Source organism: Streptomyces sp. NPDC052701, from assembly GCF_040678355.1.
Classification (GTDB): Bacteria; Actinomycetota; Actinomycetes; order Streptomycetales; family Streptomycetaceae; genus Streptomyces.
This window is the reverse complement of the sequence record NZ_JBFATO010000003.1, coordinates 218,277-235,631: the sequence shown is the minus strand read 5'-3', so window position 1 is coordinate 235,631 and position 17,355 is coordinate 218,277. Positions and strand designations below refer to the sequence as shown.

General features: G+C 71.9%; 14 protein-coding genes. 8 read left to right on the top strand and 6 right to left on the bottom strand.

The window, feature by feature from the left end:
• Window positions 1-82 precede the first annotated feature (82 nt).
• The 5 genes from lspA (at window position 83) to AB0L29_RS06075 (ending at window position 4,694) form a co-directional block, all read left to right on the top strand.
• Entirely contained in the window at window positions 83-766 is a 684-nt protein-coding gene (gene lspA / locus AB0L29_RS06095) for a signal peptidase II (RefSeq protein WP_365823823.1), read from the top strand.
• Between the two features lie 52 nt (window positions 767-818).
• Entirely contained in the window at window positions 819-1,763 is a 945-nt protein-coding gene (locus AB0L29_RS06090) for an RluA family pseudouridine synthase (protein WP_365823821.1), read from the top strand.
• Window positions 1,760-2,230, top strand: coding sequence for a GNAT family N-acetyltransferase (locus AB0L29_RS06085; protein ID WP_365823820.1), 471 nt, complete (start codon window positions 1,760-1,762; stop codon window positions 2,228-2,230). The genes AB0L29_RS06090 and AB0L29_RS06085 overlap by 4 nt, the downstream gene beginning before the upstream one ends.
• Before the next feature lie 88 nt (window positions 2,231-2,318).
• Window positions 2,319-3,905 (top strand): Na+/H+ antiporter, encoded by a 1,587-nt coding sequence (locus tag AB0L29_RS06080; protein WP_365823818.1) that lies wholly within the window; start codon window positions 2,319-2,321, stop codon window positions 3,903-3,905.
• Between the two features lie 48 nt (window positions 3,906-3,953).
• Complete coding sequence (locus AB0L29_RS06075) at window positions 3,954-4,694, top strand: SDR family oxidoreductase (RefSeq protein WP_365823816.1); 741 nt, start codon at window positions 3,954-3,956, stop codon at window positions 4,692-4,694.
• A gap of 24 nt (window positions 4,695-4,718) precedes the next feature.
• Here the strand turns inward: AB0L29_RS06075 and AB0L29_RS06070 are convergent, their stop codons facing one another.
• Window positions 4,719-5,840 carry a mechanosensitive ion channel domain-containing protein gene (locus tag AB0L29_RS06070; protein WP_365823814.1) on the bottom strand — a complete coding sequence of 374 codons (1,122 nt, stop codon included), beginning with the start codon at window positions 5,838-5,840 and terminating at the stop codon, window positions 4,719-4,721.
• Here AB0L29_RS06070 and AB0L29_RS06065 point away from each other — a divergent pair.
• Window positions 5,839-6,555 carry a dienelactone hydrolase family protein gene (locus AB0L29_RS06065; protein ID WP_365823812.1) on the top strand — a complete coding sequence of 239 codons (717 nt, stop codon included), beginning with the start codon at window positions 5,839-5,841 and terminating at the stop codon, window positions 6,553-6,555. The two genes, AB0L29_RS06070 and AB0L29_RS06065, sit on opposite strands and share 2 nt — an antisense overlap.
• A 115-nt stretch (window positions 6,556-6,670) precedes the next feature.
• Here AB0L29_RS06065 and AB0L29_RS06060 read toward each other — a convergent pair whose 3' ends face one another.
• The 4 genes from AB0L29_RS06060 to AB0L29_RS06045 all read right to left on the bottom strand — a co-directional run bounded on the left by AB0L29_RS06060 (window position 6,671) and on the right by AB0L29_RS06045 (window position 11,715).
• Complete coding sequence (locus tag AB0L29_RS06060; RefSeq protein ID WP_365823810.1) at window positions 6,671-8,338, bottom strand: alkaline phosphatase D family protein; 1,668 nt, start codon at window positions 8,336-8,338, stop codon at window positions 6,671-6,673.
• A gap of 335 nt (window positions 8,339-8,673) precedes the next feature.
• Entirely contained in the window at window positions 8,674-9,513 is an 840-nt protein-coding gene (locus tag AB0L29_RS06055) for a thioredoxin domain-containing protein (RefSeq protein WP_365823808.1), read from the bottom strand.
• 78 nt (window positions 9,514-9,591) lie between these two features.
• Window positions 9,592-10,299: a hypothetical protein gene (locus AB0L29_RS06050; protein ID WP_365823806.1), complete on the bottom strand. Its 708-nt coding sequence runs from the start codon at window positions 10,297-10,299 to the stop codon at window positions 9,592-9,594.
• 69 nt (window positions 10,300-10,368) lie between these two features.
• Window positions 10,369-11,715: a DUF2252 domain-containing protein gene (locus AB0L29_RS06045; protein WP_365823804.1), complete on the bottom strand. Its 1,347-nt coding sequence runs from the start codon at window positions 11,713-11,715 to the stop codon at window positions 10,369-10,371.
• Window positions 11,716-11,933: 218 nt separating this feature from the next.
• Here AB0L29_RS06045 and dnaE point away from each other — a divergent pair, with 218 nt between their 5' ends.
• Window positions 11,934-15,473 (top strand): DNA polymerase III subunit alpha, encoded by a 3,540-nt coding sequence (gene dnaE / locus AB0L29_RS06040; protein ID WP_365823802.1) that lies wholly within the window; start codon window positions 11,934-11,936, stop codon window positions 15,471-15,473.
• Window positions 15,474-15,588: 115 nt separating this feature from the next.
• Here the strand turns inward: dnaE and AB0L29_RS06035 are convergent, their stop codons facing one another.
• On the bottom strand, window positions 15,589-15,750 hold the full coding sequence (locus AB0L29_RS06035; RefSeq protein WP_365823801.1) for a hypothetical protein: 162 nt from the start codon (window positions 15,748-15,750) through the stop codon (window positions 15,589-15,591).
• 222 nt (window positions 15,751-15,972) lie between these two features.
• Between AB0L29_RS06035 and AB0L29_RS06030 the strand changes: the two genes are divergently transcribed.
• The gene (locus AB0L29_RS06030; RefSeq protein ID WP_365823799.1) at window positions 15,973-17,184 is read left to right on the top strand and encodes an NYN domain-containing protein; all 1,212 of its coding nucleotides are present in this window, start codon (window positions 15,973-15,975) and stop codon (window positions 17,182-17,184) included.
• The last annotated feature ends 171 nt before the right edge of the window (window positions 17,185-17,355 follow it).

Here is a 17,355-nt window from a genome sequence, read left to right as displayed (position 1 = left end):
TCGGACGCCTCCTGAGCACCTGCGTCCCGGGAGGCGTGCCGTACCCTCGTCCTCAGTCAGGCACCTAGGTTGAGGGACTCACGTGGCAGAGGCGGAGCGCATCATCGGTACGCCGGGCACCCCGGACGCGGCACGGGCCGGGCAGGAGCGGCCCGGCGACGGGACGGCACCGGGTGGGCGGGCCGGCTCCGAGGAGGCCGGGGCCCCGGCCGGCGAGTCCGGCGCCGGCGGGACGGCCGGGTCCTCCGGCCCGGACGGGCCGGAGGCCGGGCGGCCCCGGGGCGGGCGCCGGGTCGCCGTGCTGTTCGCGGTCGCCGCGTTCGCGTACGCCCTCGACCTGGTCAGCAAGATGATCGTGGTCGCCAAGCTGGAGCACCACCCGCCCGTCGAGGTCTTCGGCGAGTGGCTGAAGTTCGAGGCGATCCGCAACGCGGGCGCGGCCTTCGGCTTCGGCGAGGCCTTCACGGTGATCTTCACGTTGATCGCGGCGGCGGTGATCGTGGTGATCGTCCGGCTCGCCCGCAAGCTCCACAGCCTGCCCTGGGCCATCGCGCTCGGCCTGCTGCTGGGCGGTGCGCTCGGCAACCTCACCGACCGGATCTTCCGTTCGCCGGGCGTCTTCGAGGGCGCGGTCGTCGACTTCATCGCGCCCAAGCACTTCGCCGTCTTCAACCTGGCCGACTCCGCGATCGTGTGCGGCGGCATCCTGATCGTGCTGCTGTCCTTCAAGGGACTCGACCCGGACGGGACCGTCCACAAGGACTGAGGGCCGAGGGCGCGCGTACGGGTCCGCCGGACCCGTCCGGCATACTCGACGGGTGAGCACGATTCCCGAGATCCGCACCCTGCCCGTGCCCGACGGCCTGGAGGGCGAGCGCGTCGACGCCGCCATCTCCCGCATGTTCGGCTTCTCCCGCACCAAGGCCGCCGAGCTGGCGGCGGCGGGGAAGGTCATGGTCGACGGATCGGTGGTCGGCAAGTCGGAGCGGGTGCGCGGCGGGGCCTGGCTGGAGGTCGAGATGCCGCAGGCACCCGCGCCGGTGCAGGTCGTCGCCGAGCCGGTCGAGGGCATGGAGATCGTGCACGACGACGACGACGTGGTGGTGATCGTCAAGCCGGTCGGCGTGGCGGCGCACCCCTCGCCGGGCTGGACCGGTCCGACCGTGATCGGCGGGCTGGCCGCCGCCGGGTACCGCATCTCGACCTCCGGCGCCGCCGAGCGCCAGGGCATCGTCCACCGCCTGGACGTCGGCACGTCCGGCCTGATGGTGGTCGCCAAGTCGGAGTACGCGTACACCTCGCTCAAGCGGCAGTTCAAGGAGCGCACGGTCGACAAGCGCTACCACACGCTCGTGCAGGGCCACCCCGACCCGACCAGCGGCACCATCGACGCGCCCATCGGACGGCACCCCCAGCACGACTACAAGTGGGCGGTCACGGCCGACGGCAAGCCCTCCGTCACGCACTACGACCTCATCGAGGCCTTCCGCGCGGCCTCCCTGCTCGACGTGAAGCTGGAGACCGGCCGCACCCACCAGATCCGCGTCCACATGGCCGCCCACCGCCACCCGTGCGTCGGCGACCTGACCTACGGCGCCGACCCGACCCTGGCCAGGCGCCTCGGCCTGACCCGCCAGTGGCTGCACGCGGTGCGGCTCGGCTTCGAGCACCCCGGGGACGGGCGGTGGGCGGAGTTCGCCTGCGACTACCCGGAGGACCTGCAGAAGGCCCTGGACCAGGTCCGCGAGGAGACCTACGCGTGAACCCGCCGCCGTACACCGTGCGCGTCGCCGAGGACCCCGCCGACCGCGAGGCGTGCTTCGCGGTGCGCAAGGAGGTCTTCGTGGTGGAGCAAGGGGTGCCGGAGGACATCGAGTACGACGCGTACGACGCCGGTGCCGTGCACGTGCTGGCGGTCCGGGAGGACGGCGTGCCGCTCGGGACGGGCCGGCTGCTGCACGGCACCGCGGTGGCGGAGAGGACCGGCGGCGATCCGTCGGTGGGGTCGCTGGGCCGGCTCGCCGTGACCCGGGCCGCCCGGGGACTGGGCGTCGGGGCCGCGCTGGTGCGGGCCGTCGAGGAGGCGGCACGCGCACGCGGGCTCACCGCGGTGGACCTGCACGCGCAGACCCACGCGCTGGGTTTCTACGAGCGGCTCGGGTACGAGGCGTACGGGCCGCAGTACCTGGAGGCGGGCATCCCGCACCGGGCGATGCGGCGCGCCCTGTAGCGGAGGTGACGCACGGGGCCGGTGGGTACCCGGCATGGCAGGCTTGAAGTCCGTCGTGTGAACGCCGAGATTCCCCGGAGCGCTGACCGTGGATCAGTTGGCCCTGTTGTTCGTGCTGTTGCTCGGGGCCCTGGTGAGCGTCCCGGTGGGGGACCGGCTCGCACTGCCGGCGCCGGTGCTGATGACCCTGCTCGGGATCGTCCTGGCGCTGCTCGACTTCGTGCCGAACGTCGACATCCCGCCCGGCCTGATCCTGCCCCTGCTGCTGCCACCGCTGCTGTACGCGGCGGTGCGGCGGACCTCCTGGCGGCAGTTCGCGGCCAACAGACGGCCGATCTTCCTGCTGGCCGTGGCGCTGGTCTTCGTGACCATGGTGTGCGTCGCCGCGGTGGCCCACGCGATCGTGCCGGGGCTGCCGGTCGCCGCCGCCCTGGCGCTCGGCGCGCTGGTTGCACCCCCGGACCCGGTCGCCGCGACCGCCGTGGCCGGCCGGCTCGGGCTGCCGCGCCGGCTGGTGTCCATCCTGGAGGGCGAGGGGCTCTTCAACGACGTGACGGCCATCGTCCTCTACCACGTGGCGATCGCCGCCGTGGTCAGCGGGACCTTCTCGCCGTGGGAGGCCGGGCTCGACCTGGTGCTGTCCGCCGTCGTCGCCGTCGCGGTCGGGCTCGCGCTGGGCTGGGGCGCGAACCGGCTGCTGGACCTGCTGGACGAGGCGACCCTGCAGATCGGGCTGACGCTGCTGGTGCCGTACGCCTCCTACGTCATGGCCGAGGAACTGCACGGCTCCGGGGTGCTCGCCGTGCTGACCACCGCGCTGTTCCTCGCCGAGTACGGCGCCGACCCCGACGACGTGATGACGCGGCTGGCCGGGCACGCCTTCTGGGACGTCGTCGACACCCTCGTCACCGGGGTCGCCTTCGGGCTGATCGGGCTGGAACTGCACAACGCGCTGCGGACCGCGTCCGGGCGGTGGGGCGAGCTGCTCGGCTGGTCGGCGGCGGTCGTGGGCGTCGTCGTCCTCGTCCGGCTGCTGTGGCTGCTGCCGGCGACCTGGCTGACCAAGCGACTGCACGCCGGACGGGACCACGACGAGGACATCCCGATGAGCTGGCGGGAGACCGTGGTCATGTGGTGGTCCGGGATGCGCGGGGTCGCCTCGGTGGCGCTGGCGCTGGCGATCCCGCTGGAGACGCGGGACGGCGCGCCCTTCCCCGAGCGGGACGAGATCGTGTTCATCGCCTTCGGGGTGATCCTGGCGACGCTCCTCGTGCAGGGGCTGACGCTGCCGTGGCTGGTGAAGCGGCTCGGCGTGCGGGCCGACACGGAACGGGAGAAGCAGTTCGAGAAGGAGCTGGCCGTCCGGGCGGCCGGGGCGGCGAAGCGCCGGCTGCGCGAGATCGAGTCGGTGGAGGAGCTGCCGGAGGAGCTGTCGGAGCAGATGCTGCGGCGGGCCTTCGAGATCGGCATGCGGATCAGTCCGGACATGGCGGACGAGGAGCGGCGCGAGGCGCACCAGCAGCGGGTGCGGCGGCTGAAGCGGATCCGGCGGATCCAGCAGGAGATGCTGAGCGCGGCACGGCACGAGGTGCTGGCGGCACGCAGCGAGCCCGGGGCGGATCCGGAGATCGTGGACCGGGTGCTGCGCCATCTCGACGTACGCAGTCTGCGGTGACCCCGCACGTCCCCGGTTTTCCGGCCGGCCTCCTTGTAGGGTCCGGTCATGACTCGCAACGTCGTGATCAGTGGTGGGGGTACGGGGATCGGGCTCGCCGCGGCCCACGCGTTCGCCGCGGACGGGGACCGGGTGCTGCTGCTCGGGCGGCGCGCCGAGGTGCTGGAGAAGGCCGGGGTGCCCGGAGCGCTCACCTACGCGGCCGACCTCAGCAAGCCGCGCGGCGTGCGCGGGGCGGAACGGTTCGTGGCCGCCGAGTTCGGCACCGTGGACGTGCTGATCCACGGCGCCGGGGGCGCCGGGTACCTGGAACCGAAGGTGGACAGCGACGAGCCGCTCGACGTCGTCCTGCACGACTGGGCCCTCAACTTCGGGCTCAACACGCTCACCGCCGTGCTGCTCACCGAGGCGCTGAAGGACCGGCTCGCCGAGCCCGGCGGGCGGGTGCTGTTCCTCGGCTCCATCGCCGCCTACCGGGGCTCCGGGAGAGCGGCGTACGCGGCGGCCAAGGCGGCCCTGCACCCGTACGCCCACGCCCTGGCGCGGCAGCTGGGGCCGCGCGGCGTCACCGTGAACGTGGTCGCGCCCGGCTACGTCGAGGGCACCGGGTTCTTCGGAGACGCCCTGACCGAGGAACGGCGCGCCCAGCGCGTCGCCGAGACCCTGAACGGGCGCGCCGGGACGCCCGGGGACGTCGCCGCGACCCTGCACTGGCTCGCGTCCCCGGGCGCCGGGCACATCACCTCGCAGATCATCCAGGTGAACGGCGGCGCCGAGCGCGGCCACTGACGGGCGGCCGCGGTGGCCGGGCGGTCAGCGCTCCGAGCGCGGCGATTCATGGTAGCGGCGCTGCGCGGGCACCGTTTCCGGGTACGGGCGGTGTCCCTCGCGGCCCGGTGGCGGCACCGCGTCCGCCGTGTTGACCCGGGGCAGGGCGTAGGGGTGCTCGTCGGCCAGCCAGCGGATCATCTTCTCGCGGACCGTGACCCGCACCGTCCACAGGTCGTCCGCGTCCTTGGCGGTCACCAGCCCCCGCACCTGCAGGGTGCTCGGGGTGGTGTCCGTCACATCCAGGCCGAAGGCGCGGCCGTCCCAGGCCGGGCAGTCGCGCAGCAGGTCACGGAGCTTGTCGCGCATCGCGTCCACCGGGGCCGTGTGGTCGAGGTGCCAGTAGACGATGCCGGTCATCTGCGGGGTGTTGCGCGACCAGTTCTCGAACGGCTTGGACGTGAAGTACGACACGGGCATCGTGATCCGGCGCTCGTCCCAGGTGCGCACGGTCAGGAAGGTCAGCGTGATCTCCTCGACCGTGCCCCACTCGCCGTCCACGACCACGGTGTCCCCTATGCGCACCATGTCGCCGAAGGCGATCTGCAGCCCGGCGAACATGTTGCCGAGCGTGGACTGGGCGGCGACACCGGCGACGATGCCGAGGATGCCGGCGGAGGCCAGCAGCGAGGCGCCCGCCGCGCGGAACGTCGGGAACGTCAGCAGCATCGCCGCCACGGCGACCACGCCGACGATCGCGGAGACGACCCGCCTGATCAGCGTCACCTGGGTGCGCACCCGGCGGACCCGGGCCGGGTCGCGGTGCGACCGGGCGCTGGCGTACCGGGCGTACGACGTCTCCACCACCGCCGCCGCGATGCGGATCACCAGCCAGGCGGTCGATCCGATCAGCACCAGCGTCAGCGTCCGGCCGATGACGACCCGGTGGTCCTGCGCCAGCTGGACCTCGTCGTAGGCCCCTCTCAGCAGGGCCGCGCACAGGACGAGCTGGTAGGGGATGCGGGCACGGCGCAGCAGACCCCACAGCGGGGTCTCGTGGTGTCGTTCGTCGGCCTTGCGCAGCAGGAGGTCGGTGGCCCAGCCGATCACCAGCGTGAGCACGACCGAGCCACCGACCACGATCAGCGGTCGTAGCAGGTTCTCCATGCCTCGGAACCTAACCGGCCCCCGGCGGCACGAACATGTGACTTCGGAAACGTTCCGGGTAGTGCCACGGACCTGCGCTGTCACACCCGGCTGGCACCATGGCCCACGGACCTGCGCTGTCACACCCGGCTGGCACCATGGCCCCATGAACATCATGCTCTTTCACTCGACCTATGGCCTCAGGCCCGCGGTGCGCCGGGCCGCCGACCGGCTGCGGGCGGCCGGACACGAGGTGTGGACACCCGACCTCTTCGACGGGCGGACCTTCGAGACGGTCGAGGAGGGCATGGCCCACCAGGAGGAGACCGGCAAGGACGAGCTGCTCAGGCGCGCGGTGCTGGCCGCCGCGCCCTATTCCGAGCGGGGGCTGGTGTACGCCGGCTTCTCGCTCGGCGCCTCGGTCGCGCAGACCCTCGCCCTCGGCGACGACAAGGCGCGCGGGCTGCTGCTCCTGCACGGCACCTCGGACATCGCGCCGAACGCGACGGCGGACGGCCTTCCGGTGCAGCTGCACGTGGCCGAGCCGGACCCGTTCGAGACGGAGGACTGGCTCAGCGCCTGGTACCTGCAGATGGGCCGGACCGGCGCCGACGTCGAGGTCCACAGATACGCCGGGGCCGGTCACCTCTACACCGACCCCGGCCTGCCGGACTACGACGAGGAGGCCGCCGAGGCCACCTGGCGGGTGGCGCTGGGCTTTCTGGAGACCCTTTAGCCGCGAGCCGCGGCTCGCGGCTCGCGGCCGTACGCGGGCCGGCGCCCGTCGCCCCGGCCCCGGCGGCTCCCGTGCGAGCCGCCGTCGGCCGGGAACAGGCCCCCGCCCACCGCCGTCACACGGGGTCGTAGGTCCGCTCGACCTTCTGGGTGCCGCTGCGCGTGCGGTACGAACGGGCCCACGTCGAGGTCGCGTCGCGCCGCGTGCGGTCGGACAGCACGTAGTAGTCCATCTGGGCGCGCTCGGCGGTGACGTCCAGCACGCCGTAGCCGTGCCGGTCGGTATCGACCCAGTGGACGTGCCGGTTGGCGGCGCGGATCACCGGCGCGGCGACCGCGCTGACCGTGCCCTCGGGGACCTTCACCAGGTCGTCGAGGTTGTCGGAGGTGACCGAGGTGACGACGAACTCGGTGGCGGCCGAGGCGGACAGCGGATACGTCCCGGCGTCCACCGGCACGTCGTTGGCCCACGCCATGTGGATGTCGCCGGTCAGGAAGACGGTGTTGCGGATCGCGTGGGCGCGCAGGTGGGCCAGCAGCTCGCGGCGGTCGTCGGTGTAGCCGTCCCACTGGTCGGTGTTGAGGGCCAGGCCCTCCCGCGGCAGGCCCAGCAGCCTGGCGAGCGGTTCGAGCAGATCGGCGGAGAGCGAGCCGATCGCGAACGGGGAGATCATCACGGGGTTGCCGACCAGCCGCCAGGTGGTGTCGGAGGCCTGCAGGCCCGCCTTGAGCCAGTCGAGCTGGGCGCGGCCGGTGAGGGTGCGGTCCGGGTCGTCGACCTCGCCGTCGCCGAGCTTCACCTGCTGCGAGCGGAAGGAGCGCAGGTCGAGCAGCGAAAGATCGGCGAGCCTGCCGAAGCGCAGGCGGCGGTAGGTGGTGCCGGCGATCGCCGGGCGCACCGGCATCCACTCGAAGTAGGCCTGCCTGGCGGCGGCCTGGCGCGCGGCCCAGGCGCCCTCCGCGCCCTCGGTGTGGTTCTCCGCGCCGCCCGACCAGGTGTCGTTGGCGAGTTCGTGGTCGTCCCAGATCGCGACGACCGGGGCGGCGGCGTGCAGGGCCTGCAGGTCGGGGTCGGTCTTGTAACGGGCGTGGCGGACGCGGTAGTCGGCCAGCGTCAGGATCTCGTGGGCGGGCGCGTGCGGGCGGACGACCGTGTCGCGCGTGCCGTACTCGCCGGTGCCGTACTCGTAGATGTAGTCGCCCAGGTGCAGCCAGGCGTCCAGGTCGCCGCGGGCCGCCAGGTGGCGGTACGCGGCGAAGTGGCCGGCCTCCCAGTTGGCGCAGGACACCACGCCGAAGCGCAGGCCCGCGACGGCCGCGTCGGCCGCCGGGGCGGTGCGGGTGCGGGCGACGGGGGAGTCGGTGCCGCCGGCGGAGAAGCGGAAGAAGTAGTCGGTGGCCGGTTCCAGGCCGCGGATGTCGGCCTTGACGGTGTGGTCGGAGGCGGCGGTGGCGAGGGTGGAGCCCTTGGCCACGACGGCCGTGAACGCCCTGTCCCTGGCGACGACCCAGCTCACTTCGGTGTCCGGGCCCGCCCCGGAGCCGGGTATCGCCTCCGGCGTGGGCGTCACGCGCGTCCACAGCAGGACGCCGTCGGGCAGCGGGTCCCCGGAGGCCACGCCGTGCAGGAAGGCGGGGGCGGTGGCGGCGCGTGCGGGGAGCGCCGAGGCGAGCGGGCCGGCCAGGACGGCGGTGGCCGCCGCGGCCTTGACGACCGTACGGCGGCGCGGGGCCGGCGAGCCGGGCGCCCCGGCGCTCTCGGATGATCTGTGTCGAGTGGTCACGGCCGATCAGATTACTGACCGGTAAACAGGAAAGCGGGCGAACTCGCCAAAGTTCGCCCGCTGTTCGCCGCGGCCCCCGGCCGCGGTCCGGGAACCGCTCGCGCCACGCCGTGCCGCGTGCGGTCACGCAGGGCTCCGGGCCGCTGCTCGCCCGCGTGCCGTCCCGTCGGCCCGGTCGTCGCCGGCCGTGAGGATCTCGTCGTCCGAGGGTCTCGTCGCCGGCCGCGAAACCGGCGGCGCTCCCGCCGGAGGGGGGTGGTGCCGGCGCGCTCCGCCGGGGAGGCGGGAGCGGGGCACCGGCCCGTGCGTGCCGATGCCCCGGCCGGTCGCGGACGTCAGCCCTTGAGCGCCGCGTCGACCACCTGGTTGAACTGGTCCACCGTCATGGGCGGGTTGTCGTTGCCGACGGTGAGCTTCTTGCCGTCCATCACGAAGCTCGGCGTGCCGTTCACGCCGTCCTTGTTCGTGTCGAACGTCTTCGACATCGCCAGCGCCCAGGCGTCGTACGTGCCCTTCTTGACGGCGTCCCGGAACTTGGCGTTGCCCTTCAGCGCCGGCACGGTGTCGGCGACGTCGATGAGGTAGTCGTCGTCCTTGAACTTGTCGTCGCTCTCCTGCGGGTGCCACTTCGCGGAGTACAGCGCCGCCTTGTAGTCGATGAAGGCCTCCGGGCTGACGTTCAGCGCCGCACCGAGCGCGGCCATCGCGTTCTTGGAGCCCTCGCCGTTGGAGCCGATCCTGCCCTTGCCCAGGGCGTCGCCGTCGAGGAACGTGCCGCCGACGAACTGGACGCGGTACTTGCCCGCCTCGATGTCCTTCTCGACGGTCGGGCCGACGGTCTGCTCGAACTGGGCGCAGACCGGGCAGCGGGGGTCCTCGTAGACCTTCAGCACCTTCTTGGCACTGCTCTTGCCGACCACGACCGTCGTGCCGTTCGCGCCGCTCGTGTGGGCCGGAGCGACGACCTTCGCGTCCTTCGCGGCCTCCCAGTGGCCCGGCTTGTTGGCCTGCACGACGGCGTAACCTATGCCGCCGGCCGCCGCCAGCACGCCGACGACCGAACAGGCGACCACGATCTGCCGCTTGACCTTCGCCTTCTTCGCCTGGCGCTCGCGCTCGGCGCGCAGCCGCTCGCGGGCCGCCATCTTCGCCGCCTGGCTGTTCCGCTTGCTCATGGTGATGTTCTCCGTGGGGGACGCGCACACCTCGTGTGCGGGATACGTAAGGGAGTACTGCCGGTGCTCGGGGGCGGGTCACCCGAGGGCGACCGAGCACGGCGGTCCACGCCGTCCCAGGGAGTGGACGAGGATCCGGTCCCGGACGGTGGTCGTCCGGCGCACGGGGCGCGCGGGCACGCGCACCGCCGGGGCCCGCTGCGCCGCCACCGCCGCGACCGCGAACAGCAGCGGCCGGACCGCGGTCGAAGCCGTCGCCGCCACCACCCTCAGCAACTGGACCAGCGCCCGCTCGCCGCGGCGCAGCCAGGCGGCGGCGAGCAGGCCGACGCCGACGTGCGCGCCGAGCAGCAGCCAGGCGGTGGAGGGACCGGCGTGGGCGAGCAGGGCCGCGAGCCGCTCACCGCCCGTGCCGGTCCCGGTGACCCGGGCCAGCCCGGTGCCCACCCCGGCGCCCTCGCCGCACAGCACGTCGAGGCCTACGGAGCGCAGCGGCCCGGCGACCGGACCGCCCGCCGGGCCGTAGCAGACGTGCTGACCGGCGGTGAAGACGGTGTCGGCGGCCAGCTCCAGCGGGACCAGCAGGGCGGCGATCCGCCCGAAGGAGCGCTCGCCGCCCGCCAGGGCGTAGGCCAGGGCGAACACGGCGGCGGCGACGGCGGCCACCGTGTTCACCGGCAGCGGGACCCCGGACAGCAGCACGTGCGACGCGGTGCTGAGCGTCACGACCACGGCCGTGAACAGCGCCGCGCGCACGGCTCTGAGCTGGGTCCCGGATATGTCCATAGCGAGAGAAGAGTCTGTCACGCGGTCCCTTAAGGAACTCCTAAAGGGTCCCTGTGAGAAGTCGTTCCGTCACAGACCCGGAATGCGGCCGTTGCGGAACAGGTCCACGAAGATCTGGTGGTCGGCGCGCGCGCGTGCCCCGTAGGCGTGCGCGAAGTCGACCAGCAGCGGCGCGAAGCCGTCCTCGTCGGCGGCGATCGCCGCGTCGATGGCCCGCTCGGTGGAGAACGGCACCAGCGACTCCCCGGACTGGTCGTCCGCCGCCGAGTGCATCGTGGCCGTGGCCCGGCCGAGGTCGGCGACCACCTGGGCGATCTCCTCGAGGTCGTCGATGTCGCCCCAGTCGAGGTCCACGGCGTAGGGCGAGACCTCGGCGACGAGCTGGCCGGCGCCGTCCAGCTCGGTCCAGCCCAGCCACGGGTCGGCGTGCGCCTGCAGGGCGCGCTGGGAGATCACCGTGCGGTGGCCCTCGTGCTGGAAGTAGTCCCGGATCGCCCGGTCCGTGACGTGCCGGGAGACGGCCGGCGTCTGGGCCTGCTTGACGTAGATCACCACGTCGTTCTCCAGGGCGTCGCTGTGGCCCTCCAGGAGGATGTTGTACGACGGCAGGCCGGCCGAGCCGATGCCGATGCCGCGGCGGCCGACGACGTCCTTCACGCGGTAGGAGTCCGGGCGGGCCAGCGAGCTGTCCGGCAGCGTCTCCAGGTAGCCGTCGAAGGCGGCGAGCACCTTGTAGCGGGTGGCCGCGTCCAGCTCGATGGAGCCGCCGCCCGGCGCGAAGCGGCGCTCGAAGTCGCGGATCTCCGTCATCGAGTCCAGCAGCCCGAACCGGGTCAGCGAGCGGGCGTCGCGCAGCGCGTCCAGCAGCGGGCCCTGCGCGGTCTCCAGCGTGAAGGGCGGCACCTCGTCGCTCTTGGCACCGGTGGCCAGCGCGTGGATCCGCTCCCGGTAGGCGCCCGCGTAGACCGACACCAGCCCGGTGATCTGCTCGTCGCTGAGCGCCTTCGCGTACCCGATGAGGGCGATCGAGGCGGCGAAGCGCTTCAGGTCCCAGGTGAAGGGGCCGACGTAGGCCTCGTCGAAGTCGTTGACGTTGAAGATCAGCCGGCCGTTGGCGTCCATGTAGGTGCCGAAGTTCTCCGCGTGCAGGTCGCCGTGGATCCACACGCGCGAGGTGCGCTCGTCCAGGTACGGGCCGCCGCCCGCGGTGTCGCCCCGCCCGCCCCGCCCGGCGTCCAGGTCGTGGTAGAAGAGGCACGCCGTGCCGCGGTAGAAGGCGAAGGCCGAGGCGGCCATCTTCCGGAACTTCACGCGGAACGCGGCCGGGTCGGCGGCCAGGAGCTCGCCGAAGGCGGTGTGGAAGACGGCGAGGATCTCCTCGCCGCGGTGCTCGTCGTCGAGCTGCGGGACCGGCATCGCGGGGTGCCTCCTGGTGCATGACGTCTCGGGGCGGCTGGTCCGCCCCCTTCCTATACGTGCGACGGTCCCCGGGAGTGCCCGTGACCCTCGCCCGAAGGTACGTGGGGATGAGCCCCGCGTGTCAGTGCCGAGGCATAGACTTCGACGCTGTCCCCCAGACTGTCCGCAGCCCGTCGGACCCTCGTCGGCGTACGTTTTCCTTGGAGGCCCCAACCGTGTCGAAGCCGCCGTTCACGCACCTGCACGTCCACACCCAGTACTCGCTGCTGGACGGTGCCGCGCGGCTGAAGGACATGTTCAACGCCTGCAACGAGATGGGCATGACGCACATCGCCATGTCCGACCACGGCAACCTCCACGGGGCGTACGACTTCTTCCACTCCGCGAAGAAGGCCGGGATCACCCCGATCATCGGGATCGAGGCGTACGTCGCGCCCGAGTCGCGGCGCAACAAGCGCAAGATCCTCTGGGGCCAGCCGCACCAGAAGCGGGACGACGTCTCCGGCTCGGGCGGTTACACGCACAAGACGATCTGGGCGTACAACAAGACGGGCCTGCACAACCTCTTCCGGCTCTCCTCCGACGCCTACGCCGAGGGCTGGCTGCAGAAGTGGCCCCGGATGGACAAGGAGACCATCGCCCAGTGGTCCGAGGGGCTCGTCGCCTCCACCGGCTGCCCCTCCGGCGAGGTGCAGACCCGGCTGCGCCTCGGCCACTTCGACGAGGCACTCAAGGCCGCCGCCGACTACCAGGACATCTTCGGCAAGGACCGCTACTTCCTGGAGCTGATGGACCACGGCATCGAGATCGAGCACCGGGTCCGCGACGGCCTGCTGGAGATCGGCAGGAAGCTCGGCATCCCCCCGCTGGTCACCAACGACTCGCACTACACCTACGCGCACGAGGCGGGCGCCCACGACGCGCTGCTGTGCATCCAGACCGGCAAGAACCTCTCCGACCCGGACCGCTTCAAGTTCGACGGCACCGGCTACTACCTGAAGTCCACCGAGGAGATGTACGCCATCGACTCCTCGGACGCCTGGCAGGAGGGTTGCGCCAACACCCGGCTGATCGCCGAGATGGTCGACACCACGGGCATGTTCGAGAAGCGCGACCTCATGCCCAAGTTCGACATCCCCGAGGGCTACACCGAGGTCACCTGGTTCCAGGAGGAGGTCCGCCGCGGCATGGCGCGCCGCTTCCCCGGCGGCGTCCCCGAGGACCGCCAGAAGCAGGCCGAGTACGAGATGGACGTCATCATCCAGATGGGGTTCCCGGGCTACTTCCTCGTGGTCGCCGACTTCATCATGTGGGCCAAGAAGAACGGCATCGCGGTCGGCCCCGGCCGGGGCTCCGCGGCGGGCTCGATCGTCGCCTACGCCCTGGGCATCACCGACCTCGACCCGATCCCGCACGGCCTGATCTTCGAGCGGTTCCTCAACCCCGAGCGCGTCTCGATGCCCGACGTCGACATCGACTTCGACGAGCGCCGGCGCGTCGAGGTGATCCGCTACGTGACGGAGAAGTACGGCGCCGACAAGGTCGCCATGATCGGCACGTACGGCACCATCAAGGCCAAGAACGCGATCAAGGACTCCGCGCGCGTGCTGGGCTACCCGTACGCGATGGGCGACCGCATCACCAAGGCCATGCCCGCCGACGTCCTCGGCAAGGGCATCCCGCTGTCCGGCATCACCGACCCCGAGCACCCGCGCTACTCGGAGGCGGCCGAGGTGCGGGCGATGTACGAGAACGAGCCGGACGTGAAGAAGGTCATCGACACCGCGCGCGGTGTGGAGGGCCTGGTGCGGCAGATGGGCGTGCACGCCGCCGGCGTGATCATGTCCAGCGAGACCATCACCGAGCACGTCCCCGTCTGGGTCAGGCACACCGACGGCGTGACCATCACGCAGTGGGACTACCCGAGCTGCGAGTCGCTCGGCCTGCTGAAGATGGACTTCCTGGGCCTGCGCAACCTGACGATCATGGACGACGCCGTCAAGATGGTGAAGGCCAACAAGGGGATCGACATCGATCTCCTGAGCCTGCCGCTCGACGACCCCAAGACCTTCGAACTGCTCCAGCGCGGCGACACCCTCGGCGTCTTCCAGTTCGACGGCGGGCCCATGCGCTCCCTGCTGCGGCTGATGAAGCCGGACAACTTCGAAGACATCTCCGCCGTGTCGGCCCTGTACCGCCCGGGCCCGATGGGCATGAACTCCCACACGAACTACGCGCTGCGCAAGAACGGGCAGCAGGAGATCACGCCCATCCACCCCGAGCTGGAGGAGCCGCTCAAGGAGGTCCTGGACGTCACCTACGGCCTGATCGTCTACCAGGAGCAGGTGCAGAAGGCCGCCCAGATCATCGCGGGCTACTCGCTCGGCGAGGCCGACATCCTCCGCCGCGTGATGGGCAAGAAGAAGCCCGAGGAGCTGGCGAAGAACTTCACCATCTTCCAGGCCGGCGCCCGCAAGAACGGCTACAGCGACGAGGCCATCCAGGCGCTGTGGGACGTGCTGGTCCCCTTCGCCGGCTACGCGTTCAACAAGGCGCACTCGGCCGCGTACGGCCTGGTGTCGTACTGGACCGCGTACCTGAAGGCGAACCACCCCGCCGAGTACATGGCGGCGCTGCTGACCTCCGTCAAGGACGACAAGGACAAGTCGGCGGTCTACCTCAACGAGTGCCGCCGCATGGGCATCCGGGTGCTCCCGCCGAACGTCAACGAGTCCGAGGCGAACTTCGCCGCCCAGGGCGACGAGGTGATCCTCTTCGGCCTGTCCGCCGTCCGCAACGTCGGCCAGAACGTCGTCGACTCGATCATCAAGACCCGCAAGGCCAAGGGGAAGTACACCTCCTTCCCCGACTACCTCGACAAGGTCGAGGCCGTGGTCTGCAACAAGCGCACCACCGAGTCGCTGATCAAGGCCGGTGCCTTCGACTCGCTCGGCCACACCCGCAAGGGCCTGATGGCGCAGTACGAGCCGATGATCGACAACGTGGTCGCGGTCAAGCGCAAGGAGGCCGAGGGCCAGTTCGACCTCTTCGGCGGCATGGGCGAGGAGACCAGCAGCGAGCCGGGCTTCGGGCTGGACGTGGAGTTCTCCCCCGACGAGTGGGACAAGACCTACCTGCTCGCCCAGGAGCGGGAGATGCTCGGTCTGTACGTCTCCGACCACCCCCTGTTCGGCCTGGAGCACATCCTGTCCGACAAGGCCGACGCGGGCATCTCCCAGCTCACCGGCGGGGACTTCGGCGACGGCGCGGTCGTGACGATCGGCGGCATCATCTCCGGCCTGCAGCGCAAGATGACCAAGCAGGGAAACGCCTGGGCCATCGCCACGGTCGAGGACCTCGCGGGCTCCATCGAGTGCATGTTCTTCCCGGCGACCTACCAGCTCGTCTCGACGCAACTCGTCGAGGACGCGGTGGTGTTCGTCAAGGGCCGCCTGGACAAGCGCGAGGACGTGCCGCGCCTGGTCGCGATGGAGCTGATGGTCCCGGACCTGTCCAACGCGGGCACCAACGCGCCCGTCGTCCTCACCATCCCGGCGGTCAAGGTCACCCCGCCGCTGGTCAGCCGCCTCGGCGAGGTCCTCAGCCACCACAAGGGCGACAGCGAGGTCCGGATCAGGCTCCAGGGCCCGACCAGGACGACCGTGCTGCGCCTGGACCGGCACCGGGTCAAGCCGGACCCGGCGCTCTTCGGCGACCTGAAGGTGCTGCTCGGACCGTCGTGCCTGGCGGGCTGAGCGCCGTCGTGCCCGGCGGGCCGGCCGGCGGCGTGTGACGCGCGTGAGGGGCGCTCCCCGTCCCGGGTGCGCCCCTCGTTCCCGTGTCCGGGTCTCAAGGACCCTTCAGCGGAGATCAGTTGTGGCCGAAGCTGCGCTTGCGCTTGCGGGACGCCACGTCACCGGGGGTCGTCTCGATGTCGGCCTGGGACTCCGTCTCCGCCGCGGGTACCCGGTCGGCCCGCTGACCGCGGTCGGTCGGACGCTGCTTGCGGTCACGGTTCTTGTTCTTGGCCATGGTGATGCCTCCTGTGGGGGATCTAGGGGCCAGGGCCGGAACCAGATTCACACACCCTGATAACAGGCGCATGTCGGACAATTACCGTCTGTGACAGGGCTGGTCGGGACGGGAAGTCCCGAAACGCCACGCCGAAGATCGAGTTCGGGCCGTTAACCCTCGCATCGTCGGGCAGACTCGAAGCAAGCCCGAAGCAAACCTCCCGGAAAGAGGGTGGATCGCGTGGACCGCTGCATCGTCCTGGTGGATGCCGGGTATCTGCTGGGGGCCGCCGCCAGTCTCCTCGCCGGGGAGCCCTCGCGGTCCCGCATCACCGTCGATCACACCGCCCTGATCCAGGGGCTGCGCGAACGCGCCGAGTCCGACACGCAGCAGCCGTTGCTGCGCATCTACTGGTTCGACGGCGCCCCCGACCGCGTGCCGCAGCCCGAGCACCGCCGCCTGCGCGTGATGCCCCGGGTCACCGTCCGGCTCGGCGCGCTGACCCGCAGCGACGGCCGCTGGGCCCAGAAGGGCGTGGACGCCGCGATGCACGCCGAGCTCACCGAGCTGGCCCGCAACCGCGCCTGCTCCGACATCGTGCTGGTCACCGGCGACGGCGACCTGCTGCCCGGCATGATGGCCGCCAAGGAGCACGGGGTCGCCGTCCACCTGTGGGCCGTCCAGGCCGCCGACGGCGACTACAACCAGTCCGAGGACCTGGTCGCCGAGGCCGACGAACGGCGTGTGCTGGACCGTACGTGGATCACCAAGGCGGTCCGCGCGAAGGAGCTCACCGGGGTGTGCGCGCCGCCGCCCGCGCCCCGGCCCGAGATCGCGGCGATCCTCTCCGCGCCGCTGCCCGAGTCCGCGCTGACCGCGGCGGCCGAGCGCCCCGCCCCCGAGCCGCCGCACCCGGCCGCCACCGCCGCCCAGAACGGCACCGCCGAGCGCACGCCCGCGGCCAAGGGCGTGCCCACCCCCAAGGACCTGGCCGCCCTGCGCGCCCCCGGCCCCCCGCAGGCCCAGCACCCCACGACCGCCACCCTGCGCTGGTCCTCCGACAAGGGCTGGGTCGACCGGCCCGTCGCCGAGCCCCCCGAGGCCGCCTCCATGCCCACCCTCGCCCAGCTCACCACGGCCGAGCAGCGGTGGGCCGACCGCGAGGAGGACATCACGACGGTCGGCGGAGATCCGTACGAGGTGGGGCAGGTCTTCGCGCGCCGCTGGGTGGAGCGCCTCGGCGACCAGAGCCACCTGCAGAAGCTGTCCGGCATGTATCCGCGCATCCCGCACCGCATCGACGGGGAGCTGCTGCGCTACGCCGCCCGCTTCGGGCTGCTCGCCCACAAGGACGACCAGATCGACGAGCGGGACCGGTACGCGATCCGGGCCGGCTTCTGGCGGGAGGTCGACGTGCGGACGGGCACGGAACGGACCCCCGCGGCGGACTGACGCCCGCGGGCACCGGGCACCCGCCTCACGGGCGCCGGCCGGGCCCCGCCGGCGGGCTGGCGTTCTACCTGCCGATTCGCCGTTGTGGACCGACCCGGGAACGGGCGGGCGCTCCCGACCACGTAGGCTCGTCCCTTGTGAGTACGCGCGCGGCACAGGCATTTCGGCACG

Excerpts from the sequence above, each read along its gene's own strand:
- AB0L29_RS06075 (WP_365823816.1), top strand. The coding sequence starts at position 3,954 with ATGACTCGCAACGTCGTGATCAGTGGTGGGGGTACGGGGATCGGGCTC.
- AB0L29_RS06065 (WP_365823812.1), top strand. The coding sequence starts at position 5,839 with ATGCCTCGGAACCTAACCGGCCCCCGGCGGCACGAACATGTGACTTCG.
- AB0L29_RS06070 (WP_365823814.1), bottom strand. The coding sequence starts at position 5,840 with ATGGAGAACCTGCTACGACCGCTGATCGTGGTCGGTGGCTCGGTCGTG.
- AB0L29_RS06055 (WP_365823808.1), bottom strand. The coding sequence starts at position 9,513 with ATGAGCAAGCGGAACAGCCAGGCGGCGAAGATGGCGGCCCGCGAGCGG.
- AB0L29_RS06050 (WP_365823806.1), bottom strand. The coding sequence starts at position 10,299 with ATGGACATATCCGGGACCCAGCTCAGAGCCGTGCGCGCGGCGCTGTTC.
- AB0L29_RS06045 (WP_365823804.1), bottom strand. The coding sequence starts at position 11,715 with ATGCCGGTCCCGCAGCTCGACGACGAGCACCGCGGCGAGGAGATCCTC.
- AB0L29_RS06035 (WP_365823801.1), bottom strand. The coding sequence starts at position 15,750 with ATGGCCAAGAACAAGAACCGTGACCGCAAGCAGCGTCCGACCGACCGC.